The sequence below is a fragment of the Streptomyces sp. NBC_01476 genome, from assembly GCF_036227265.1.
GTDB lineage: Bacteria > Actinomycetota > Actinomycetes > Streptomycetales > Streptomycetaceae > Actinacidiphila.
Genome location: NZ_CP109446.1, coordinates 5,072,711 through 5,095,268 on the forward strand (window position 1 = coordinate 5,072,711; position 22,558 = coordinate 5,095,268).

The window sequence follows — 22,558 nt, forward strand, 5'->3', positions numbered from 1 at the left end:
CCAACCGCCTGACCAACCGCCTGACAACGCCGGCACAGCAGAGGGAACCCATGAGCGAGGTCGAAGGTACCGACGGACGTCTGCTCGCGGACCGGTACCGTCTCGGCGCCGTGCTCGGCAAGGGCGGCATGGGCACGGTCTGGCGCGCCGTCGACGAGACGCTCGGCCGCAGCGTCGCGGTGAAGGAACTGCGCTTCCCCGGCGACGTGGACGACGAGGAGAAGCGCCGGCTGGTCACCCGGACGCTGCGCGAGGCCAAGGCCACCGCCCGGATCCGCAACAGCGGGGCCATCACCGTCTTCGACGTGGTGAAGGAGGACGACCGGCCCTGGATCGTGATGGAACTCGTCGAGGGCAGATCGCTCTCCGACGCCATCCGCGAGGACGGACCGCTCACCCCCAAGCGCGCGGCGGAAATCGGCCTGGTCCTGCTCGACGTCCTCAAGGCCGCGCACGCCGAAGGCATCCTGCACCGCGACGTGAAGCCGTCGAACGTCATGATCGCCGACGGCGGCGCCGGCCCCGACGGTTCCGGCGGCCGGGTGGTGCTCGGCGACTTCGGTATCGCGCAGATCGACGGCGACCCCTCGGTGACCTCCACCGGCATGCTCGTCGGCGCCCCCTCGTACATCTCGCCGGAGCGCGCCCGCGGCCAGAAGCCGGGACCGCCGGCCGACCTGTGGTCGCTCGGCGCGCTGCTCTACGCCTCGGTCGAGGGGCACCCGCCCTACGACAAGGGGTCGGCCATCGCCACCCTCACCGCGGTGATGACCGAGCCGATCGGGGAGATGCACAACGCCGGACCGCTCGCCGAGGTGATCAGGGGCCTGCTGGTCAAGGACCCCGAGCGGCGGCTGACCGAGCCCGCCGCCCGGGCCATGCTGACCGCCGTCGCCACCGCCCCCGACCGCCCGGTCGCGCCGCCCGCGCCCACCGGTGACGCCCGTACCGTCGTCCTGCCGGTCGACCCGCAGCCCACCCCGACCGACGCGCCCGCGTCCACCCTGGAGGCCGCCGCCGACCAGGCCCGGATGCGCGACGCGCTGCGCTCGGTCCGCAAGGCCGCCGCCAAGCCCCGGCCAGCGCCCGAACCCGGCACGCCCGCGAACACGCCCGCGCCGCCGGCCCGGGCGCCGATCACCGACGTGGTGCCGAAGCGCACCTTGATGATCGTGGCCGGCGCGCTGGTGATCGCGCTGCTGGGCACGGTGATAGGCATCGTCGTCGCCAACTCCGGTGGCGGTGGCGGCGACAGCAAGAACGCCGGCAAGAACGGTGCCGCGCCGTCGGTTACGCACACCACCGGCGCTCCCTCGTACACCCCGTCCGCGCCGGCCAGTTCCGCCTCCGGTGCGAACCCGCCGTCCGCACCCGCCACTTCGGCGACGCCGTCCGGTGACGACGCGAGCAAGGGCGACGACGACGGGGACAGCGGCACGGGCGGCGGGTCCGGGCTGCCCAGCGGCTACACCACCGCCACCAACGCCAGGTTCCACTTCACGATGGCGATGCCGCCCGGCTGGCACCAGACCGGCACCTCGCTGGGCGGCGCCGGCGCCATATACAGCGCCCACGGCGGATACCCGCGGGTCCAGGTGGACTTCTCCTCCCACCCGGGCAAGGACGCGGCGGCCACCTGGCGCGGCAACGAAGCCGGGGTGAAGGCCAACAGCGACGACTACCAGCGGATCGTCATCAAGTCGATCGACTACCGGAACTACCGGACCGCGGCCGACTGGGAGTTCTACCGCACCGAGGGCGGACAGAAGATGCACGTCCTCAACCGCGGGTTCGTCACCGACGGCAGCCACGCCTACGCGATCTTGATCTCGATCCCGGCGGACGACTGGAACAGCGCGGCCTCGGTGCAGATGCGCAACGCCTTCTTCAGTTCGTTCCAGCAGGCGGACTGAAGCCGGCCGGACCGGAATCCCCCTGTGCGCACGGCGGTTGTCCGAACGGCCCGGCGCACGGAAGCACAACGCGAGTACAACGGGCGGCGGAAGGGTAAGCAGGTACTCGGTTCGCTCCGGGCGCCCCGAAACCGGGACAGGACGCGCAACCCGGAAAGCGGCCGAAGGAATGCCGTACGGCACGTATGGTGAGTAGTTGAGGACTGTCCGCATCCGCATCCGGGTCGCTTGGGACCGGGATGGATCGGATCGGACCGTATGGTGCAAGGTGGCGCAGGAGTTGGACCGGGGCCGAGAGGGGGGCACCGTGGACGAATACGCAGGGCGGGTGCTCGCCGAGCGCTACCGGCTGCCCAGGCCGCCGGCCGACGAGTTCGAACTCACCGACACCCGCGCGTTCGACACGTACAGCGGGCAGGAAGTGCTCGTCCAGCAGGTCTTGCTGCCGGACGTGGTCATCGCCGAACTCCCGGGCGAGGAAGGCTACTCGGGGGACGGCGAAGGTCTCGGCGACAGCGCCCGCCGCGCGCTCGACGCGGCCAGGGCCGCCGCCGCCATACCCGACCACCCGCGGCTGGTGCAGGTCTTCGACATCTTCGTCGAGGACGGCAGCCTGTGGATCGCGAGCGAACTGGTGTCCGCCCGGCCGCTGGCCGCGTATCTCGCCGAACGCCCGCTGGACGCCTACCGTGCCGCCGAGGTCGCCTCCGACGTCCTCACCGCGCTGCGCGCCCTGCACGCCAACGGCTGGACCCACCGCAATGTCACCGTCAGCACGGTGCTGCTCTGCGACGACGGCCGGGCGATGCTCGGCGGCCTGGCGGCCGGCGCCGCCCAGGAGGCGCTGTGCGGTTACGACCCGCTGCCCGAGCAGGTGCTGGCCGGCGGCGCGGAAACCGGCCGGCACGGCCCCGAGTCCTCGCTGGAGCAGGAGCGGGCCCGGCAGAACCGGATCACCGTCGTCGGCGCGGTCACCGAGCGCTGGGCGCCGGAACAGGCGCACGAGGTACACGAGAACTGGCGGCTCTCCCCGCCGGTCGGCCCGGCCGCCGACCTGTGGGCGCTCGGCTCGCTGCTCTTCCGCAGCGTCCAGGGCCACCCGCCGTATCCCGAGGACAGCGCCGCCGAACTCGTCCAGCTGGTCTGCGCCGAGCCGCCCGCCTTCGCCGAGGAGTGCGGTCCGCTGCGGCCGATCGTGGAGTCGCTGCTCCGGCCGGACCCCGAAGAGCGGCCCGAGGCGGAGGAGTTGGGGGGCTGGCTGCGGTCGCTGATCCGCTCCGCGCCCGAACCCGAGCTGGGCGTCGACACGGTCCAGGTGCCCACCGATCCGACGAAGCTGCCGATAAAGCGGCGCAAGGGCGAGCTGGTACGGCGGCGGCGGAACCGCGCGGCGGCCGATCCCTCGGCGCTGCAGCACCGCAGGCACGCCCGGGGCAAGCAGGCCAAGGCGGTCAAGGCCAAGCGGGAGAGTGCCCGGCGCAGCGAGATGCGGCAGGAGCAGTACCACCAGGAGCAGGTGGTCTCCCGCAAGCCAGGCGGCGCCGCCGCGCAGCCCCGCCGGCTCGGGGCGCGCCTGCTGGTGGCGGTGCTGGTGGTGCTGGCGGCCGTGGTGCTCTACGCGGTGCTCGTCATGCCGAACCGCAAGGAGTCCGCGGACACCAACGGGGACCGCCCGGTGCCCGCGCAGATGCCGGGCGCCGGCGGCGGCAAGAACGACGACCGCACGACGAAGCCGCCCACGCCGAAGGCCACCGGTGCGAAGCCGTCGGGCAAGCCGAGCACGAAGGCGCCGGCCGCGCCGACGACGCCGCCGGTTGCGCCGCCGGCCGCGCCGCCGGACCTCGGCTCCGACTTCGCGCTGCGTACGGACGCGGCGGGCTTCACGGTCGCGGTGCACACGGGGTGGCTGCGGACCGGGAGGAATGCCCAGGGCGAGGTGCGGTACACCGGCAGCGACATCACGCTCACGGTGGTGCCGGGGCGGGACAAGGCGACCGGGGACAGCAGCGATCCGCTCGCGTACCAGCTGGTCGAGCGGGAACTCGCCGATTTCCGGGCGTCGTCGTGGTCCTCGGCGGCCGGGCTCCAGGCGCTCACCGTGCGGGGGCATCCTGCCGCCGAGGGGGAGTACACGTGGCGCGACGCCAACCAGCAGAGCGTGTACGCCCGGAACCTGGCGATTCAGATCGACGGGCACTACCACGTCATCCTGATCGCCGGGCCTGACGGGCAACGCGCTGCGGTCCAGCGGGCGTTCGACAAGGCGGTCGAAACGTACGAGGCCAACTGACGTTGGCGGCAACCGGTTTCCGCCGCCCGGCGGTCGGGTGCGGGTTTCGTCGTGACTGGTCGCGCAGTTCCGCCCCCAGACTCCGTCCGGGGGTGCCCCCAGCGCCCCTTGTTGGTTGTCGTTCCGCGTTGGGGGCCCTTCGCAAGGGTCATGATGGGGGGATGGCAGGTTACGGGGGAGAGACCACGGCCGCTCGGGCGCCGGGGGATGTGATCGCCGGGCGGTACCGGATCGGCGGGCGGCTCGGGCGGGGCGGGATGGGCACCGTGTGGCGGGCCGCCGATGAGCTGTTGCACCGTCAGGTAGCCGTCAAGGAGATGCACTTGCCGGACGCCGGCCTCACCGAGGCCGACGCCGACAAGCAGCGCGACCGGGCCCTGCGCGAGGCGCGGAGCGTCGCCCGCGTCCGGCACCCGCACGTCGTGGTCGTGCACGACGTCGTGGAGCAGGACGGCCGCCCGTGGATCGTGATGGAACTGGTCGACGGCCGGTCGCTGGCCGACCTCCTCGCCGAGGACGGCCCGCTGGCGCCCCGCGAGGCCGCCAGGATCGGCGCCGCCGTCGCGGGCGCGCTGGAGGCCGCGCACCACCACGGGATCCAGCACCGCGACGTGAAACCCGCCAACGTCCTCATCGAACAGGCCGGCGGCCGCGTCGTACTCACCGACTTCGGTATCGCCCGGGTGCCGGGCAGCAACACCATCTCCGAGACCGGCTCCTTCGTCGGCTCGCCCGAATACACCGCGCCGGAGCGGATGTCGGGCCGGGCGGCCGGCCCGGAGTCCGACCTGTGGTCGCTGGGCGCGCTGCTCTGCGCAGCCGTGGACGGGCACTCCCCGTTCCACCGGGAGTCGATCGGCGAGATCGTGCACGCGGTCGCCCTCGGCGACATCACCCCGCCGGCCTCCGTCGGCCCGCTGATGCCGGTGGTCAGGGGCCTGCTGGAGCGCGACCCGGCCCGCCGGATGGCCGCCGCCGAGGTGCGGACGGTCCTGACGGCCTATGCGGAGCGCGGGACCGAGCCGCCGACCCCACCCCTGCCGACCGGGCCCCTGTTGCCGGCCCAGGCCGGGGCCCAGGCTCCGGCCCCGCCTTTTTCCCCCGCCCCCGAACCGCCGGTGCCCGCCGTGCCCCCTGCCCGCAAGCGGGGCCGCGTCGCCGTCGCCGCCCTCGCGGTGGCCGTGCTCGCGGTGGTGTCCGGCGCCACCGCGGCCGTCGTCGTCACCCGGGGGGAGCACGACGCAGGCGCCACCGCCGCGGTCACGACCCCGCGGACGGTCACCACGGCGCCGGTCCCGGCCGCCCGGACGCCCACCACCCCGCCCACGACCCCCACCACCCCCGCCCCGTATCCCGCCGGCTTCCAGCGGATCACCGATCCGCTCGGCTTCTCCGTCGTCCTCCCGGAGGGCTACGCGCGCGACCCGCAGCCGCCGCGGACGTACTACTGGTCGGCCGACCACAGCTTCCGCTTCGGCGAACGCGAGCAGCCCCCCGGCAATGCCTACGAGGTGATGCGCGCGCAGGACGCGGCAGGCCCGAAGGTCTACCAGGGCTACCGGGACGGCGTGATCACCCGCACCGTCCAGCACGGACAGCCCGCCGTGCTCTGGCAGTTCACCTACGACGGCTTCGGCGACGGCCGCGGCGCCCGGCGGACCTTCGACCTGTGCTGGACCGAGGGCGGCCGGATGTACGACATCTGGCTGTCCGCCCCGCTCTCCCGGGTGGAGGAGGAGCGGCACACCTTCGACACCGCCCGGGCCACCTTCCGGACACCCTGACCCGCCCGCCGTACCGCCGGTTACGCCAGGCCGACCTGCGCAATGCGAACAGCGCCACCGAACGCTGGCGTGGTTGCGCCGATCACCGAAAAAAGAGCTACTCACGGGTATCCACGCGCGCCCGGCAGTCGTAACCTCACCGGCATGACGGATTCGCCGAAGCCCCCCGCCGACGGAAACCCGGCCGCGCCCGGCACCGCCCGCGGCCCGCAGGACGTCGTCACCCCCGATCTGGTGGCCCGGCTGACCCGGGGCGTCATCGGGAGCGGCACCACCGCCAGTCACACCCCGCTGACCGGCGAGAAGCTGGCCGACCTGCCCGAGACGAGCCCGGCGGAGGTCGCCGAGGCGTTCGACCGGGCCCGGGCCGCCCAGCGGGAGTGGGCCGCCACCGCCCCGCGCCGGCGCGGCGCCGTCCTGCTGCGCTTCCACGACCTGCTGCTCGCCCGCCAGGCCGAGGTGCTCGACCTCAACCAGGTGGAGACCGGCAAGACCCGGCTGCACGCCCACGAAGAGGTGCAGGTCGTCGCGGCGACGGCCCGGCACTACGGCCTCAAGGCGGCCTCCTACCTCAGGCCGAAGCACCGCGTCGGCGCGATCCCGGTCTTCACCAGGACCGTGGAACTGCGCCGGCCGCGCGGGGTGGTCGGGCAGATCGCGCCCTGGAACTACCCGCTGGAGCTCTCCGTCGGTGACGCGCTGCCCGCCTTCGCGGCCGGCAACGCGGTGGTGATGAAGCCCGACACCGAGACCGCGCTCACCGCCCTGTGGGCCCGCAGGCAGCTGATCGAGGCCGGACTGCCGGAAGACCTCTGGCAGATCGTGATCGGCGAAGGACCGGTGGTCGGCCCGGCGCTGGTCGAGCACGCCGACTACGTCTCCTTCACCGGCTCCACCCGCACCGGCCGCGACGTCGCCCAGCGCGCCGCCGCCCGGCTGATCGGCGCCTCCCTCGAACTCGGCGGCAAGAACCCGCTGTTGGTGCTCCGCGACGCCGACCTCGACAAGGCCGCCGACGGCGCGGTCCGCGCCTGCTTCGCCTCGGCCGGCCAACTGTGCATCTCCGTCGAGCGGTTGTTCGTGGACGAGACGGTCGCCGACGCTTTCACCGAGAAGTTCGTGGCCCGCACCAAGGCGCTCAGCCTCGGTACCGCGCTCGCCTACGGCGCCGGCATGGGATCACTCGTCGGCGAGCGGCAGTTGGCGACCGTCACCCGCCATGTGGACGAGGCCCGCGAGAAGGGCGCCCGGGTGCTCACCGGCGGCCGGCCGCGCCCGGAGATCGGCCCTTACGTCTACGAACCCACCGTCCTCGAAGGCGTCGAGCCCCCGATGGCGGTCTGCACCGAGGAGACCTTCGGCCCGGTGGTGTCGGTCTACCGGTTCCGGGACGAGGCGGAAGCCGTCGAGCGGGCCAACGCCACCGACTACGGCCTCAACGCGAGCGTGTGGACCAAGGACGTACGGCGCGGCCTGCGGATCGCGGCAGAGCTGCGCTGCGGCACCGTCAACGTCAACGAGGCCTACGCGTCCGCCTACGGCAGCGTCCGCGCGCCGATGGGCGGCATGAAGGACTCCGGACTCGGCCGCCGGCACGGCTCCGAAGGCATCCTCAAGTACACCGAGGCGCAGACCGTCGCCACCCAGCGGGTGATGCCGATGGCGCCCTTCCTCGGCATGGACGACGAGAAGTACGCGGTATTCCTCAATTACTCGCTGCGGGCCCTGAAGACGCTGCGGGTGCGCTGACGCCCCGCCCGACCCCCGGAGGACCCAGTGGCACGGCAGGGACAGCAGACCCGGCAGGCCCGGCAGGCACCGCACTACGACTACGACGTCCTCGTCGTCGGCTCCGGCTTCGGCGGCGCGGTCTCCGCGCTGCGGCTGACCGAGAAGGGCTACCGCGTCGGTGTCCTGGAGGCCGGCCGCCGCTTCCGCCGCGACGAACTGCCCAGGAACTCCTGGGACGCCCGCAACTACCTCTGGGCGCCCGCCCTGGGGTTCTACGGCATCCAGCGCATCCATGTCCTCGGCAATGTCCTGGTGCTGGCCGGCGCGGGCGTCGGCGGCGGGTCGCTGAACTACGCCAACACCCTGTATGTGCCGCCCGCCGCCTTCTTCCAGGACCGCCAGTGGGGCCACATCACCGACTGGCAGCAGGAGTTGGCGCCGTACTACGACCAGGCCACCCGGATGCTCGGCGTGCGGCTCAACCCCACCACGACCCCCTCCGACGTCCATCTGCGGGCCGCCGCCGAGGAGATGGGCGTCGGCGACACCTTCCACCTCGCCCCGGTCGGAGTCTTCTTCGGCGACGGCGAGGACGCCGGGGGCGGGCCGAAGGTGCGGCCCGGCGAGGAGGTCCCCGACCCGTACTTCGGGGGTACGGGCCCGGCCCGCACCGCGTGCACCGAGTGCGGGGAGTGCATGACCGGCTGCCGGCACGGCGCGAAGAACACCCTCAACGAGAACTACCTGCACCTGGCGGAGCGGGCCGGCGCCGTGGTCCACCCGATGACCACGGTGATCGGCCTCAGCGAGGAGGCCGAGGGCGGCTACCGCGTCACCACCGTCCCCACCGACCACCGCAAGAAGGGCAGGAGGCAGGTGCTGCGGGCCCGGCAGGTGGTCGTCGCGGCCGGCACCTACGGCACGCAGACCCTGCTGCACGCGATGCGCGACACCGGCCGGCTGCCGGGAATCTCCGCGCGGCTCGGCGAACTGACCCGGACCAACTCCGAGGCCCTGGTGGGCGCGCAGACCACAGCGCGCCGCTACCGCAGGCAACACCCGGACCGGCCGCTGGACTTCACCCGCGGGGTGGCCATCACCTCCTCGGTGCACCCCAACGACCACACCCACATCGAACCGGTCCGCTACGGCCGCGGCTCCAATGCGATGGGCAGCCTGTCGATGCTCGCGGCGCCGTACCGCGGCCGGGTGCCGCGCTGGCTGGAGTTCGCCGGCAACAGCCTGCGCCACCCGCTGCTGACGCTGCGTTCGCTCTCCAACCACCGGTGGTCGGAGCGGACCATTATCGGCCTGGTCATGCAGACCAGCGACAACTCCCTGACCACGTACCGGAAACCGAAAGGTCCGGGGAAGGGGCTGCTCACCGCACGGCAGGGGCACGGTGCGCCGAATCCGGTGCACATCCCGGAGGGTGCGGCGGCGGCCCGGCTGATCGCCGCCGAGATCGGCGGCTTCGCGGGCAGCAATGTGGGGGAGGCGACGCAGCGGCCGATGACCGCGCACTTCCTGGGCGGCTGCCCGATCGGGGAGGACGCCGAGCACGGCGTCATCGACCCCTACCACCGGCTCTGGGGGCACCCGGGGATCCACGTGGTGGACGGCGCCGCGGTGTCGGCGAATCTCGGGGTCAATCCGTCGCTGACGATCACCGCGCAGGCCGAGCGCGCGATGTCGCTCTGGCCGAACAAGGGGGAGGCGGATCCGCGGCCGGAGCAGGGCGCCCCCTACCGCAGGATCGCCGCCGTCCGGCCGGTCTCCCCGGTGGTGCCTGAGGACGCTTTCGGGGCGCTGCGGCTGCCCCTGCTGCCGGTTCCGGTGGTGCCGGGAGGGGTGCCGGGAGGTACGGGATCGGGGTCGCCCGGACCTGCGGGCGCCGGGTCCTCGCCGGAGTCCGGAACGTCCTGAAAAAGCGGTATGGTGTGCACCGCAGAGCGGCCGGTCCCGGGCGTCCCTGGGAGCCGACCGCCTCTTTGAGTCGTGACCGGGCTGCTGTCCCCTGCCGACCGGCCACTGATCACCGCTGCGAGGTCCCACGGCGGGTGCACGACTGCATCCGCCTCATCGCACCGGCTGCACCCCGCCCAGCTGCGTCTGGGCGGTGTCCTGTTCCACGCGTGGTGTTGGATGACCGCCCCTGGCTGGCACGGACACTCCCTCCAACGAAGGGGGCGCGCGGCGGTCACGTGCCGTTCGGGTGATCCCCCTGAACGGGTTTCGCCGGTCCGACTTTCACACCCGGCCCCGGCACAGTTCCAGCAGCGTCATGGCCAGCGCGGTGCCGGGCTTGCTGCCGAGCGCCTCGCCGTAGGTGCGCAGCACCTCCATCTCGCGGGTCAGCGCCACCCGCCGCCCGCCGGCGCCGATCCGGGCGGTCTGGATCTCGGCGGAGACGGCCATCCGCTCACCGACCAGCGCGATGATCCGGGCGTCGAGGTCGTCGATACGCTGCCGCCTCTCGGCGATGAGCACGTCGGCGGGTACGGCGGGCGTACCGGCCGCACCGGTTGTGGGTGAGGTCTGCGTCGCGGGTGCGATCTCGGTCACGTCTGCTCCTGGAAGGTCGTGGGCCCCCGGGTCCCGCGGACGCGACAGGCGCCCCGGGCCGAGTGGCCCGGGGCGCCTGGTAAGTCGCTTGTCAGCAGTTCACGCGACGCGACCATGGCAGCCGGACCGGCCGGTGCCATAGGTAAACGCGAAGCTGTGCGTCTGCATGGCACCCAGTATGGACCACCGCCCCCGTCCGCGGGCAAGGAGCCCCCCGGCCCCCCGGTAGACTCGGCGGGGACCCCTCGCAGCAACCGCCGGAAGGCCGCCCGTGGCATCAGCGACCCCGCCCGCTCCCGACCACACCCCGGACGTCGTCCTCGTGGTCGACTTCGGCGCGCAATACGCCCAGCTCATCGCCCGCCGCGTCCGCGAGGCCCGGGTGTACAGCGAGATCGTGCCCTCGACCATGCCGGTCGCGCAGATGCTCGCCAAGCAGCCCAAGGCGATCATCCTCTCCGGCGGCCCCTCGTCGGTCTACGCCGAGGGCGCGCCGAGCCTCGACCGCGAGCTCTTCGAGGCCGGGGTGCCGGTCTTCGGCATGTGCTACGGCTTCCAGTTGATGGCCACCACCCTCGGCGGCACCGTCGACAACACCGGCGCCCGCGAGTACGGCCGTACCGCACTCGCCGTCTCCAAGCCCGGCTCGACGCTCTTCGAGGGCACCCCGGCCGACCAGTCGGTGTGGATGTCGCACGGCGACGCCTGCTCGGCGGCGCCCGAGGGCTTCACCGTCACCGCGTCCACCGACGTGGTCCCGGTCGCCGCCTTCGAGAACGACGCGCTGCGGCTCTACGGCGTCCAGTACCACCCCGAGGTGCTGCACACCACGCACGGCCAGCAGATCCTGGAGCACTTCCTCTACCGCGGCGCCGGCATCTCGCCGGAGTGGACCACCAGCAATGTGGTGGACGAGCAGATCGCGCTCATCCGCGAGCAGGTCGGCAGCAGCCGGGCGATCTGCGGGCTGTCCGGCGGGGTGGACTCCGCGGTCGCCGCCGCCCTGGTGCAAAAGGCCATCGGGTCGCAGCTGACCTGCGTGTACGTCGACCACGGGCTGATGCGCAAGGGCGAGACCGAGCAGGTCGAGAAGGACTTCGTGGCCGCCACCGGCGTCCAGCTGAAGGTCGTCGACGCCTCCGAGCGGTTCCTGGCCGCGCTGGCGGGTGTCTCCGACCCGGAGCAGAAGCGGAAGATCATCGGCCGGGAGTTCATCCGGGTCTTCGAGCAGGCGCAGGCCGAGATCGTGGCCGAGGCACCGGGCGACCACCCGGTGGAGTTCCTGGTGCAGGGCACCCTCTACCCCGACGTGGTGGAGTCCGGCGGCGGCACCGGCACCGCCAACATCAAGTCGCACCACAACGTCGGCGGGCTCCCCGAGGACCTGCAGTTCCAGCTGGTCGAACCGCTGCGCAAGCTCTTCAAGGACGAGGTCCGGATGGTCGGACAGGAACTCGGCCTGCCCGACGAGATCGTCCAGCGGCAGCCGTTCCCCGGCCCCGGCCTCGGCATCCGGATCGTCGGCGAGGTCACCCGCGAACGGCTCGACCTGCTGCGGGAGGCCGACGCCATCGCCCGCGAGGAACTCACCGCGGCCGGCCTCGACCGGGAGATCTGGCAGTGCCCGGTGGTGCTGCTCGCCGACGTCCGCTCGGTCGGTGTCCAGGGCGACGGCCGCACCTACGGCCACCCGGTCGTGCTGCGTCCGGTCTCCTCCGAGGACGCCATGACCGCCGACTGGTCCCGGCTCCCCTACGACGTACTCGCCAAGATCTCCACCCGGATCACCAACGAGGTCAAGGACGTCAACCGGGTCGTGCTGGACGTCACCAGCAAGCCGCCGGGCACCATCGAGTGGGAGTAACCCGCCGCTTCTGCGTTGAACCACAGCCCGCAGGTGTACGTATAGCCCGATGAACGCGGCCGTCCGGAACCATCGCTGCCACCCGGCGGCGCGGACGGCGGGAGAGGCGGGAGACGATGCTTGAGGTGTGGCGGGAAACCGCTCGTCGCTACGCACTGCTGCCGTTGCGGATTTTCCTCGGGGTCACCTTCACGTACGCCGGGATCGACAAGCTCACCAGCGACACCTTCTTCACCGACTCGGCCAACGGCTCGCTGCTGCAGATCCTGCACGGCGCCAAGGGCGGCGCGGCGATCCCGGGGATGGTCGACCTGGCGCTCAAGGCGCCGCACGGTTTCGGGTACGCCATAGCGATCGGTGAGCTGGCGGTCGGCCTCGGCACCCTGTTCGGGCTGCTCGGCCGGGTGGCGGCGCTCGGCGGGGCGCTGATCTCGCTCAGCCTGTGGCTGACGGTCAGCTGGCCCACCACGCCGTACTACTACGGCAACGACCTGATGTATCTGATGGGCTGGCTGCCGCTGGTGCTGGCCGGCACGCCCTACCTGTCGCTCGACGCGCTCCTCAAGCAGCGCCGCACGGCGGCAGGGGCGGCGCGGCCGGTGGGCAGCACCACGGTGGACGGCCCGGCTACGGGCGTTTCCGGGCCGATCGACCCCGTACGCTCCGAACACCCTGCGTGACGATCGCGGTCAGCAGCACGGCGACGAATCCGCTGCCCGCCAGCTGGGCCGAGGCGTCCGGGTCGGACAGGTCCCAGACCCCGCAGGCGTCCAGCACGAACGCCGTGGTGATGGTGAGCAGGACCAGGCCCATCACCAGGGCGGCGGGTTCGAAGCGGTGCCGTCTCACCGGACCACCTTCAGCCGGCCGACGCCCACCCGGACCTGGAGGTCGACGGTACCGGTGGAGAGCCGGCCGGGTGGCGGGGCGTACTCCGCCTGTCCGCGCTGGTGGGTCTTGACGTCCACTCCGTCGTTGGTCCTTCCGGGCAGGACGACCTCGCCCAGGCCCATCGTGTAGTCGAGGTGCACGGTGGCGCCCCGGGGCAGCCGGACCACGGCCTGCCCGGCGCCCACGTTCAGGCGGACCGAGACCGTGCCGCCGTCCAGCGCCAGCGAGCGCAGGTCCAGCGTGCCGACGCCGGCGTCCCGGTCGTAGGTCCGCTGTACGGTGCCTGCGGTCAGCGGGCGCCAGGTGACGCCGTGCCCCTGGTCGGGCAGCGCCGCCGAGGTGATCAGACCGCCGGTGAGCAGCAGCGACCAGAAGACCATGCCGAAGCGGGGACGCCCGGCGAAGCTCGCCAGCAGGAAACCGAAGGCGTAGACGCCCAGCGCCGAGGCGAGACCGATCTCCACGCTGGTGCCGTACGGCTGGTACGGCCAGGAGACCCCGACACCGACGGCCCCCGCGGCCAGCGCCAGCAGCCACACGCCGAAGCCGAACCAGCGCGAGCCCTTCTCCCGGCGGACCGACTTCTTCCGCAGCCGCCAGGCCGCCTTGTCCTCCGCGCCGTATGGCCCGTCGTCCGGCCCCCACAGGTAGCCCTCCTTCGCCAGCGGCTCCCGCCACCAGGAGGGCGAACCGCCCGGTCCGGGCGGCGCCTGTACGGCCGGGGGCGCGTCGGCCACCGCGCTCGCCATCTCCGGCGAGACCGCCTCCGGGACCCGGCCGCGCTGCTGCGACCAGTAGACGGCGCCGGCCGTCGCGGCGATCAGCAGCAGGGAGAACGCCTGGTTGGCGCCGTTGCCGATCATCGAGGCGTACAGGCCGCAGCCGACCAGCGCCATCAGTACGGCGGTCAGCGGGGCCCCCTCGATCCGGCCGGAGAGCAGCCGGTGCGCCTCGCTCTCGGAGTCGCCCTCCTGCGGGATGACCAGCCAGCCCATGCCGTAGATGATCAGACCGATGCCGCCGGTCAGCGAGAGGACGACCAGCACGATGCGGAAGATGACCGGGTCCACGCCGAAGTAGCGGCCCGCGCCCGCGCACACACCGGCGAAGATCTTCTGCTCGTCGCGGCCTCTGGCGAGCCTGCGCTTCTCCGGGGAACCCGGGGATTCCGGCGTCTCCGCGGAGCCCGGTGTCTCGGCGGAGCCCGGGGCTGCCGCGGACTCCGGGGCAGCCCCGGGCTCTTCCGGGGGTGCGGGCTGGTCCGTCATGGCACCTATGGTGGCGGAGCCGCGCCGCCACCGGCACCCGGCCCGACCCTGGTACGTCCCTGATCCGTCCCCTGGGGGCTGCCGGGGCTTTCCGGGCGGTGCGGCCGGAATCCGGGGGGAGAACCCTGATACCCATGGTGCGGCCACTGTGTGACGATCGGGGTATGTCAGCGAGCAGCCCGCCCACCGGCGCGCGTACCGGTGCGCCCCCGGGGCCCACGGGGGCGTCCTTCCTGTCCGCGCCCGACCCCGGGGAAGCCGGTGCGCGCAAGCTCTACCGCAGCTCCGAGGGCCGGATGGTCGGCGGGGTGGCCCGCGGGCTCGCCGGGCACCTGGGCCTGCCGGTGCTGTGGGTGCGGGTCTTCTTCCTGGTCGTGGCGCTCTTCAACGGCATCGGGCTGCTGCTCTACGCGGTCTTCTGGTTCTTCGTACCGCTCGGGGTCGGCGGCGTCGCGGAGGCCAAGGAGCCCCGCGACGCCCGTTCCTGGCTGGCCGGCAAGCGCCCGGACAAGGGCCAGATCATCGCGCTGATCGGCCTCGCGGCCGGCACCGGCATCCTGGTGGACAACCTCAACCTCGGTGCCGCGAACCGGGCGGTCTGGCCGCTGCTGGTGATCGCGCTCGGCGTCGCGCTGGTCTGGCGGCAGGCCGACAACGCGCGCAGGGCCCGCTGGGTGGAGATGAGCCACGGCAAGCGGTTCTGGCCGCTGGCCCGGGCGGCGGCCGGGGTGGGGCTGGTCATCGCCGGCGTCACCGGCTTCATCGTGGTGCGTGGCTCCGGCAGCCACCTCGGCGGCATCCTGCAGGCCGCGCTCGCCGTCCTGGTCGGGGTGGCGCTGATCGCCGGCCCGTACCTGGTACGGATCACCCAGGACCTGTCCGCCGAGCGCCTGATGCGGATACGGGCCCAGGAGCGGGCCGAGGTCGCCGCCCATGTGCACGACTCGGTGCTGCACACGCTGACCCTGATCCAGCGGCACGCCGAGGACCCCCGCGAGGTGGCCCGGCTGGCCCGTGCCCAGGAACGCGAACTGCGGGCCTGGCTCTACCGCCCGGAGGGCACCGGCCGTGACGACGAGCCGACCACGCTCGCCGACGCGGTACGGGCGGCCGCCGCCGAGGTGGAGGACGCGCACGGGGTCCCGGTCGAGGTGGTCTGCGTCGGTGACTGCCCGCTCGACGAGCGGCTGGTGGCGCAGATGCAGGCCGCGCGCGAAGCCATGGTGAACGCGGCCAAGTACGGTGGGGACGGCGCGGTCCAGGTCTACGCGGAGGTCGAGAAGCAACGGGTCTTCGTGTCCGTACGCGACCACGGGCCCGGATTCGACCTCGACGCGGTGCCCGGCGACCGGATGGGCGTACGGGAGTCGATCATCGGGCGGATGCAGCGCAACGGTGGGCTGGCGAGGCTGCGGCCCGCGCCGGGCGGGGGGACGGAAGTGGAGCTGGAGATGGAGAGGGTGGCGGCGGCATGAGTGCTGTTTCTGACACGCCTTCCGCGGGCGGCGACGCCGCGCGGGACGGGGGAGCCGAGGACGCCGGGCGGCGGGTGCGGGTGGTGCTGGTGGACGACCACCGCATGTTCCGTACCGGGGTCCAGGCGGAGATCGGCGCGACCGCGGAGACCGGGGTGGAGGTCGTCGGCGAGGCGGCCGACGTGGACCAGGCGGTGTCGGTGGTCGCGGCCACCCGGCCGGAGGTCGTCCTGCTCGACGTGCATCTGCCCGGCGGTGGCGGGGTGGAGGTGCTGCGGCGGTCGGCGGCCTTGATGGCGGACCCGGAGAACCCGGTGCGGTTCCTGGCCCTGTCGGTCTCCGACGCGGCCGAGGACGTGATCGGCGTCATCCGCGGGGGTGCCCGGGGCTATGTCACCAAGACCATCACCGGGCCCGACCTGGTCAGTTCGATCTTCCGGGTACGGGACGGCGACGCGGTCTTCTCCCCCCGGCTGGCCGGATTCGTGCTGGACGCCTTCGCGTCGACCGACGCGCCCCCGGTGGACGAGGACCTGGACCGGCTGACCCAGCGCGAGCGCGAGGTGCTGCGGCTGATCGCCCGTGGTTACGCGTACAAGGAGATCGCCAAGCAGCTGTTCATCTCGGTCAAGACGGTCGAGTCCCATGTGTCGGCGGTGCTGCGGAAGCTGCAGCTCTCCAACCGGCACGAGCTCACCCGCTGGGCGACGGCCCGCCGCCTGGTCTGAGCGGCGGGTCCTGCCGGGCGGCTACTGCTCCTCGTCGGGCCACAGCATCGTGTAGTTGGGGACGCGGACCGCCCGCTGCTCGACGGGGGTGTCCAGCGACTCCATCCGCGCGCCTTCCGGCACGGCGGCGTGCCCCAGGTGGATGCCCACCAGGCAGTCCCCGCACCAGAACGCCGCGTATCCGGTCCGCTGCTCGGGCCGGCCAGTGAACAGCAGACGCAGCTCGTCCGCGCCGCAGTTCGGACACTCGGTGTGGGCGGGCCCCGGCAGCGCCTTGCAGTGCTGCTCGTACGCCGTCACCCACGCCGCCCAACTGGCCGTCAGGGCTTGCATCTCCGACCTCCTGTCGGTTACCGCTTCCCTATTCCTTCTGCCTTCCCCGAACGACAGCCGACCCTACGCCGCTCCCCCCGCCTTCCGCCGCCCCCTCACCCGAACCGTGACCTGACCCGCCGGCGTCGGGCACGCGTCCGCTGCGGGTTGCGTCGGGGCGGGCCGTCGGTTCGCGGGTCCGCGTCAAGTCTTTCCAGCCGGCCTTCGGGGCCGCGGAGTTGCGGAGTTGCGTATTCCGCGGGAAAGGCCGGGAGCGAGGGTGGACAATTCCCGGCGGAATTTGGCACGGTGAGACGCGTCGGGCCGCCGGTCGAGCCGGCGGCCGTGTCCGTGACGGGGGAATCGCATGACCATGACGCCGGAGATCGCGGCTTTCCACACCGCGCAGAGTGTCGCGTCCGACCCGGGTGAGATGGCCGGTCTCTATGACGGACTGCCCACTGATGTGCGGGAGTTGGCGCGGGTGGTACGGGGTCTGACGGTCCACCGGGTGGAGGAGCGGCTGCTGGACATCACGCACCCGGTCGACCGGCTGCACGACGACGCCGAGACCCGGTACGTGGACGACATCCTGCGGCTGATCGTGGCACGCGACGACGCGCCGCTGGTGCGGCGGCGGGCCTATGCCGATCAATTCGTCGGGATCTGCCGGGATTTCGCGCTGCTGCACGTATCGATGCTGCGGCATGCCGGAATTCCGGCCAGGATGCGGTGCGGGTTCGCCGATTACTGGGGGATGGACGGATTCCACTTCGACCATGTGGTCACCGAATACTGGGACGACACGCGCGGCTGGCTGCTGGCCGACGCCCAGTTGGGCACCGCGGAGTTCGCCGACCGGTTTCCCGGTGTCGACTTCGACCCGATGGACGTCCCCCGGGACCGCTTCCTCGTGGCCGGCTCCGCGTGGCAGGCGATCCGGGCCGGGACGGCGGACCCGGAGACCTTCGGCCTGCCCTTCGAGGACGGCTCGATGGTGGGCGAGTTCTTCGTGATGGGGAGCGTCCGGCTGGACCTGTCGGCGCTCAACAAGGTCGAGACGCTGCAGTGGGACATCTGGGGCGGGGGCCCGGGCCCCGGCGAGGAGCCCACGGAGCAGGACCGCGAACTCTTCGACCGGGTCGCCCTGGTCACCGGCGGCGACCAGGTCGCCCACGAGCAGGCCCGCCGGCTCTTCGCCGAACACGACGCCCTGCGCACGCCACCGACCGTCCTCTCCCTGACCCCCTTCAACGGCCCCCGCGAGGTCACCTTGCGCTGAAGCAATCCCCGGGCCGCTGGGGGCCGGTCAGAAGCCGGGGCCGCCGATCGGGGGAATCGGCGGCGACGGGCGGTAGTGGTCGACGATCGCCGCGTCCGGGTTGAACCGGCCGCCGCGGTGGGCGTCCGGGTGGGTGTACTTCGCCAGGCGCCGCCGCCCCGACAGGGTGTCCCTGGCGAAGGTGATGGTGCGGCCGAGCAGCTTCTTCATGGCTGAACCCCCGTGGTCCGTAACGGATTTCCTGCCCGTATGGTGCGCTGCCCGGGTCCCGCGTACACCTCTTCTGAGCGAAACCTGAGCAAACGCGGGCCCGGAGAGACGCCGTCGCCGCGCTAGGCGGGGCGGACTGCGGCGGCGAAGGGCATTTCGGAGATGGGGGCGATACGGACCGGGGCGCCGGGGTGCGGGGCGTGGATCATCCGGCCGTTGCCGATGTAGATGCCGACATGGCTGAGGCCGGAGTAGAAGAAGACCAGGTCGCCCGGCCGGAGTTGGGACAGGGAGACGCGGGCGCCGGCATTGACCTGGGCGTAGGTGGTGCGCGGCAGGGAGACCCCCGCCGACCGCCACGACGCCTGGGTGAGGCCCGAGCAGTCGAAGGAGTTGGGGCCGGTGGCGCCCCAGACGTAGGGCAGGCCGAGGGAGCGGTACGCGAAGGCGACCGCCTGGGCGGCGCGGGCGGAGGCGGGCGCGGCGGCGGCGCCGGCCGTCAGCGGCGGGCGGACGGTGCCGCGGGTGGATGCCCCCGGGGCGGCGCCGGCGTCCGTGGCCTCGATCCTCGCCCGCTCGGCCGCGGTGAGGCGGGCCAGCAGCTCCTGCGCCCGGCTGAGCTTGGCCCGGACGGTCTGCTTGCGGGCGGCGAGCCGGTCCTGGGCGCTGCGCAGGGTGCTGAGCCGGCCGGCCGCCTCGGCCCTGGTGTGCTCGATGTCCCTTTGCTGGCCGGTGAGTTGCGTCAGCGCGGTGGTGACCCGTGCGCCCAGCCGGTCGAGCGTGGCGGCCCGGTCGAGATAGGTGTCGGGAGTGGCGTTCAGCGCCAGCTGCAGAGCGGGGTCGATGCCGCCGCTTCGGTACTGCGCCGCGGCCAGTGCCCCGACGGTGTCCCGGGTCGCGTTCAGCTTCGCGGTCTTGCGCGCCAGCTCGTCCTGGAGGTCGTCCACCGCCGCCCTGGCGGTGTCCGCCTGCTCCTTCGCGCCGTTGTACTGCTCGGTCGCCTGCTCGGCCTCGTGGTAGAGCGCGTCGACCTGGGCCTTGACCTCCTGCGTGGTGGGCGCCGGGTCCGCCTGGGCGGTCTCCCCGAAGAGCGCGGCCGAGGCGGCCGAGGCGATGGCCAGCGTGCAGGCGGCGCGGGAGACGAGCGAGCGGGACATGCGTAAGTGCGGGTCGCGACTGTGTGAGGCCATGGCGGCCGTCACTCCTTCCGGGGGCTTGAAGGGCCCTGTCGGCGGCCCGGCGGCGCCCGCACGGGGGAGCGGGCCACCGCCGGGCCTTCGGCGGAGGCGACCGGGCCGCCGTACGGATGGACGGCGGTGGGGTCGGTCGCCTGCGATGCGACGCTAAACCCGGTGCGGGGGAGGCCAGGGCACAGAGACCGGCACTGCCCCCTTTCGCCCGCCGGCGACCGGAACCGACCGCCGTTCGACGGGTGACCCGCCCGGATCGGCCCGCGCGCCGACCGAAGCGCCGGTTCGGCCGCGCGGTCGCGGCTCGGGTGCTACGGCAGCCGGGTCGCACGCCGCGGGCAGAGGGCTCGGGCGCTGCGGCAGGCGGACGGAGAGTGTCCGGCGGCCGGAAACCGGCAGCCGGACAGGAAGACAGCGGACGGACCGCCCCGGCGCCGCCCCGGCGCCGGCCCAAAGGAGGTCAGGCGATACGGCGCGCTGCCGCGAAGGGCATCCAGCTCATCGGGGCGACCTCGACGACCGCTCCGGTGTGCGGGGCGTGCACGACCTGGCCGTTGCCGATGTAGATGCCGACGTGGCTGATGCCGGAGTAGAAGAAGACCAGGTCGCCCGGCCGCAGCTGCGACTCGGAGACCGCCGTGCCGTCCTTGACCTGGTCCCAGGTGGTGCGGCCGATGGTGATGCCCGCCGCGCGGTAGGCGGCCTGGGTGAGCCCGGAGCAGTCGTACGAGCTGGGACCGGTGGCACCGGAGGCGTACGGCTTGCCGCGCTGCGCCATGGCGAACTGGATCGCGGCGGCGGCCCGCCCGGTGGCGGGGCCGGTGTACGTGGGGGCCGAACCGCCGGAGGACTTCGCACTCGTCGAGGCGGCCGGCGGCCGGCTCATCGCGGCGAGCTTCGCGCGCTGCTCGGCGTTGAGCGTGTTGAGCAGCTTCTGGGCCGCGGCGAGCTTCGCGGAGACGTTCTTCTTCTCGGTGGCCAGCTTGTTCTGCGCGGTGGTCAGCGCGCTGAGGCTGGCGCTGGCCTGGGCCCGCTGTATGGACGCCTGCTCCTGCTGCACCTTGAAGGTCTGCAGCGCCTCCTCCTGGGTGGCGGAGAGCCGGTCCATCATGTGGTTCTGCTCAAGGAAGGCGTCGGGGCTGTCCGAGAGCATCAGCTGGGTGGTCGCGCCGATACCGCCGTTGCGGTACTGGGCGCTGGCGAACTGGCCCAGGACGCGGCGCGTCTCGTTCATCTTCTCGGTCTTCTGCGCGACCTGGGCGAGCAGCTGGTTGGCCGTGGCCCGCTGGGTGTCGGTCTTCTCCTTGGCCTGGTCGTACTGCTGCGTCGCGACCTCCGCCTGCTGGTTGAGGCTGTCGACCTGCTTCTTGACCTCACTGATGGAGGGCTTGGCCGGCGCCGGGGTGGCGCTCGCGCTCTCGCTGAGCAGGGTGACCGATGCCAGGGCCGCCGCGGTGACGCCGACCGCCGCACGGGGGGCGGTCGTGGCGAGCATGGAGGTACGCGGCTTGCGGTGCGACGCCACGAAGGCGACTCCTTCCGTGAACCGCCGACCGGGTTAGCTGACGGGTTCGGGCGGGAAGTCGCCCTACGGTCCTGACACCTTGCGGTATCTGTCCCGATTCACCCCGAAGTGCTGGGTGGGTCCCCGGCTCCGGCCGGGGCCGGATTGAGCGGAGGTGGTGGGTTGCCGGCAATCGCACCGGACGGAGAACCGACCATCTAGCGGGCTACCGTAGTCAACTTCTGCACGAGTTGGGAAGTTTGGATCGCAATGTGACCGAAATCGCTTTGTGATCTTACCGGTTGTGCTGGACTTGGTGCGGATGGCCACGGACCGCCACGGATCAATACGGGCGAACGGCTCCGTAGAAGGGCATTTCGGTGATCGGCGCTATCTTGACGACCGTGCCGGTGTGCGGCGCGTGGATCATGTTGCCGCCGCCGATGTAGAGCCCGACGTGGCTGACGTCGCTGTAGAAGAAGATCAGGTCGCCCGGCTTGAGATCCGCCTCGGAGATCCGGGTGCCGACGTTCACCTGGTCGTAGGTGGTCCGCGGCAAGGTGATGCCGGCCGCCTTGTACGCCGCCTGCGTCAGCCCCGAGCAGTCGAAGGAGTCCGGCCCGGTCGCGCCCCACACGTACGGCTTGCCGAGCTGCTTCTGCGCGAAGGCGATGGCCTGGTCGGCTATGGAGGAGTTGGCCGGCGTCGTCGGCGCGTCGGCGCCCTTCGAGCCCGCCGTGGTCTTCGCCAGCTCCGCCGCCTTGGCGGCCTTCGCCTTCTCCGCCGCCGCGAGCGCCGCGGCCTTCTTCTTGGCCTCCGCCTCCTGCTTGGCCTGGAGCGCCGCCAGCCGCGCCTTCTCCTGCGCGGTGAGGGTGTTGAGCAGGTGCTGCGCCTGGCTGAGCTTGCTCTGTACGTCCGCCTTCGCCGTCTTCAGTTCCGTCTGGCGGGTGGTGAGCGTCTGCAGGCTCTTGGCCGCCTCGACCCGCTGCTTGGTCGCCGCCGCCTGCTGCGTCCGGAAGGACTGCATCGCCGACTTCTGCCGGTCGGCCATCACCTTGGTCAGGTGCACCTGGTCCACCAGCGCCTGCGGGTCGGGCGCCGTCAGGTAGCGGGTGGTCGTGGTGTCGCCGCCGCGGTACTGCGCCGCCGCGTACGTCCCGAGCACCCGGCGCGACTCGTTGAGGGTCTCCGTCTTCCGGGCGACCTGGGCCAGCAGCTTGTTGACGGTGGCGTTCTGCTGGTCCCGCTTCTCCTTGGCGCCGTTGTACTTCTCGGTGGCGACCTCGGCCTGGTGCATCAGCGAGTCGACCTTCGCCTTGACCTCGCTGATCGACGGCTGCGCGGGCTTGCCGGGCGCCGGCGTCGCGCTCGCGCTCTCGGTCATCAGGGTCACGGTGGCGAGCGCCGCGGTCGTGATGCCCACCGCGGCACGCGGGCCGGGGGCGCTCAGGAGCGCGGTACGCGCCTTACGGTGTGTGGCCATGGCGGGCTCCTTCGGGACGCTCTGCCTGGTGCGGCACCGTAGCCAAAGCGCGGGGGCGCTGGGAAGGG

At 72.6% G+C, this 22,558-nt stretch carries 18 protein-coding genes and 1 riboswitch; of the genes, 10 read left to right on the top strand and 8 right to left on the bottom strand.

The window, feature by feature from the left end:
- Positions 1-50: 50 nt before the first annotated feature.
- The 5 genes from OG552_RS22250 to OG552_RS22270 all read left to right on the top strand — a co-directional run bounded on the left by OG552_RS22250 (position 51) and on the right by OG552_RS22270 (position 9,644).
- The gene (locus tag OG552_RS22250) at positions 51-1,913 is read left to right on the top strand and encodes a serine/threonine-protein kinase (protein WP_329135597.1); all 1,863 of its coding nucleotides are present in this window, start codon (positions 51-53) and stop codon (positions 1,911-1,913) included.
- A gap of 307 nt (positions 1,914-2,220) precedes the next feature.
- Entirely contained in the window at positions 2,221-4,203 is a 1,983-nt protein-coding gene (locus tag OG552_RS22255) for a protein tyrosine kinase (RefSeq protein WP_329135600.1), read from the top strand.
- Between the two features lie 161 nt (positions 4,204-4,364).
- The gene (locus OG552_RS22260) at positions 4,365-5,987 is read left to right on the top strand and encodes a serine/threonine-protein kinase (RefSeq protein WP_329135602.1); all 1,623 of its coding nucleotides are present in this window, start codon (positions 4,365-4,367) and stop codon (positions 5,985-5,987) included.
- A 144-nt stretch (positions 5,988-6,131) separates the two neighbouring features.
- Positions 6,132-7,736 carry a succinic semialdehyde dehydrogenase gene (locus tag OG552_RS22265; protein ID WP_329135604.1) on the top strand — a complete coding sequence of 535 codons (1,605 nt, stop codon included), beginning with the start codon at positions 6,132-6,134 and terminating at the stop codon, positions 7,734-7,736.
- A 27-nt stretch (positions 7,737-7,763) separates the two neighbouring features.
- Positions 7,764-9,644, top strand: coding sequence for a GMC family oxidoreductase (locus OG552_RS22270; protein WP_329135606.1), 1,881 nt, complete (start codon positions 7,764-7,766; stop codon positions 9,642-9,644).
- Positions 9,645-9,968: 324 nt separating this feature from the next.
- Here the strand turns inward: OG552_RS22270 and OG552_RS22275 are convergent, their stop codons facing one another.
- Positions 9,969-10,283, bottom strand: coding sequence for a chorismate mutase (locus tag OG552_RS22275; protein WP_443070998.1), 315 nt, complete (start codon positions 10,281-10,283; stop codon positions 9,969-9,971).
- 271 nt (positions 10,284-10,554) lie between these two features.
- Between OG552_RS22275 and guaA the strand changes: the two genes are divergently transcribed.
- Positions 10,555-12,147, top strand: coding sequence for a glutamine-hydrolyzing GMP synthase (guaA, locus tag OG552_RS22280; RefSeq protein WP_329135608.1), 1,593 nt, complete (start codon positions 10,555-10,557; stop codon positions 12,145-12,147).
- A gap of 116 nt (positions 12,148-12,263) precedes the next feature.
- Positions 12,264-12,827: a DoxX family protein gene (locus OG552_RS22285; protein WP_329135610.1), complete on the top strand. Its 564-nt coding sequence runs from the start codon at positions 12,264-12,266 to the stop codon at positions 12,825-12,827.
- On the opposite strand, the gene OG552_RS22290 is transcribed toward OG552_RS22285, so the two are convergent.
- Together OG552_RS22290 and OG552_RS22295 are read right to left on the bottom strand one after the other, a co-directional pair.
- On the bottom strand, positions 12,775-12,996 hold the full coding sequence (locus tag OG552_RS22290) for a hypothetical protein (RefSeq protein ID WP_329135612.1): 222 nt from the start codon (positions 12,994-12,996) through the stop codon (positions 12,775-12,777). The genes OG552_RS22285 and OG552_RS22290 overlap by 53 nt on opposite strands.
- Positions 12,993-14,306: a PspC domain-containing protein gene (locus OG552_RS22295; RefSeq protein ID WP_329135614.1), complete on the bottom strand. Its 1,314-nt coding sequence runs from the start codon at positions 14,304-14,306 to the stop codon at positions 12,993-12,995. Before OG552_RS22295 ends, OG552_RS22290 begins: the two co-directional genes overlap by 4 nt.
- A 164-nt stretch (positions 14,307-14,470) precedes the next feature.
- Here OG552_RS22295 and OG552_RS22300 point away from each other — a divergent pair, with 164 nt between their 5' ends.
- Positions 14,471-15,781, top strand: coding sequence for an ATP-binding protein (locus OG552_RS22300; RefSeq protein WP_329135616.1), 1,311 nt, complete (start codon positions 14,471-14,473; stop codon positions 15,779-15,781).
- A complete protein-coding gene (locus OG552_RS22305) occupies positions 15,778-16,509 on the top strand; it encodes a response regulator transcription factor (protein ID WP_329135618.1) in 732 nt (243 codons plus the stop codon). Before OG552_RS22300 ends, OG552_RS22305 begins: the two co-directional genes overlap by 4 nt.
- A 21-nt stretch (positions 16,510-16,530) precedes the next feature.
- Here OG552_RS22305 and OG552_RS22310 read toward each other — a convergent pair whose 3' ends face one another.
- Positions 16,531-16,842, bottom strand: a complete 312-nt coding sequence (locus OG552_RS22310) for a hypothetical protein (RefSeq protein ID WP_329135620.1) — start codon at positions 16,840-16,842, stop codon at positions 16,531-16,533.
- A 346-nt stretch (positions 16,843-17,188) separates the two neighbouring features.
- Here OG552_RS22310 and OG552_RS22315 point away from each other — a divergent pair, with 346 nt between their 5' ends.
- Positions 17,189-18,103, top strand: coding sequence for a transglutaminase-like domain-containing protein (locus OG552_RS22315; protein ID WP_329135622.1), 915 nt, complete (start codon positions 17,189-17,191; stop codon positions 18,101-18,103).
- A gap of 27 nt (positions 18,104-18,130) precedes the next feature.
- On the opposite strand, the gene OG552_RS22320 is transcribed toward OG552_RS22315, so the two are convergent.
- The 4 genes from OG552_RS22320 to OG552_RS22335 all read right to left on the bottom strand — a co-directional run bounded on the left by OG552_RS22320 (position 18,131) and on the right by OG552_RS22335 (position 22,490).
- The gene (locus tag OG552_RS22320) at positions 18,131-18,313 is read right to left on the bottom strand and encodes a hypothetical protein (protein WP_329135623.1); all 183 of its coding nucleotides are present in this window, start codon (positions 18,311-18,313) and stop codon (positions 18,131-18,133) included.
- 122 nt (positions 18,314-18,435) lie between these two features.
- Positions 18,436-19,503 carry a C40 family peptidase gene (locus tag OG552_RS22325; protein ID WP_329135625.1) on the bottom strand — a complete coding sequence of 356 codons (1,068 nt, stop codon included), beginning with the start codon at positions 19,501-19,503 and terminating at the stop codon, positions 18,436-18,438.
- Positions 19,504-19,963: 460 nt separating this feature from the next.
- Positions 19,964-21,028 (bottom strand): C40 family peptidase, encoded by a 1,065-nt coding sequence (locus tag OG552_RS22330; RefSeq protein WP_329135627.1) that lies wholly within the window; start codon positions 21,026-21,028, stop codon positions 19,964-19,966.
- A gap of 7 nt (positions 21,029-21,035) precedes the next feature.
- A riboswitch (cyclic di-AMP (ydaO/yuaA leader) is annotated at positions 21,036-21,189 on the bottom strand.
- 161 nt (positions 21,190-21,350) lie between these two features.
- Positions 21,351-22,490 carry a C40 family peptidase gene (locus tag OG552_RS22335; RefSeq protein WP_329135629.1) on the bottom strand — a complete coding sequence of 380 codons (1,140 nt, stop codon included), beginning with the start codon at positions 22,488-22,490 and terminating at the stop codon, positions 21,351-21,353.
- Between the last annotated feature and the right edge of the window lie 68 nt (positions 22,491-22,558).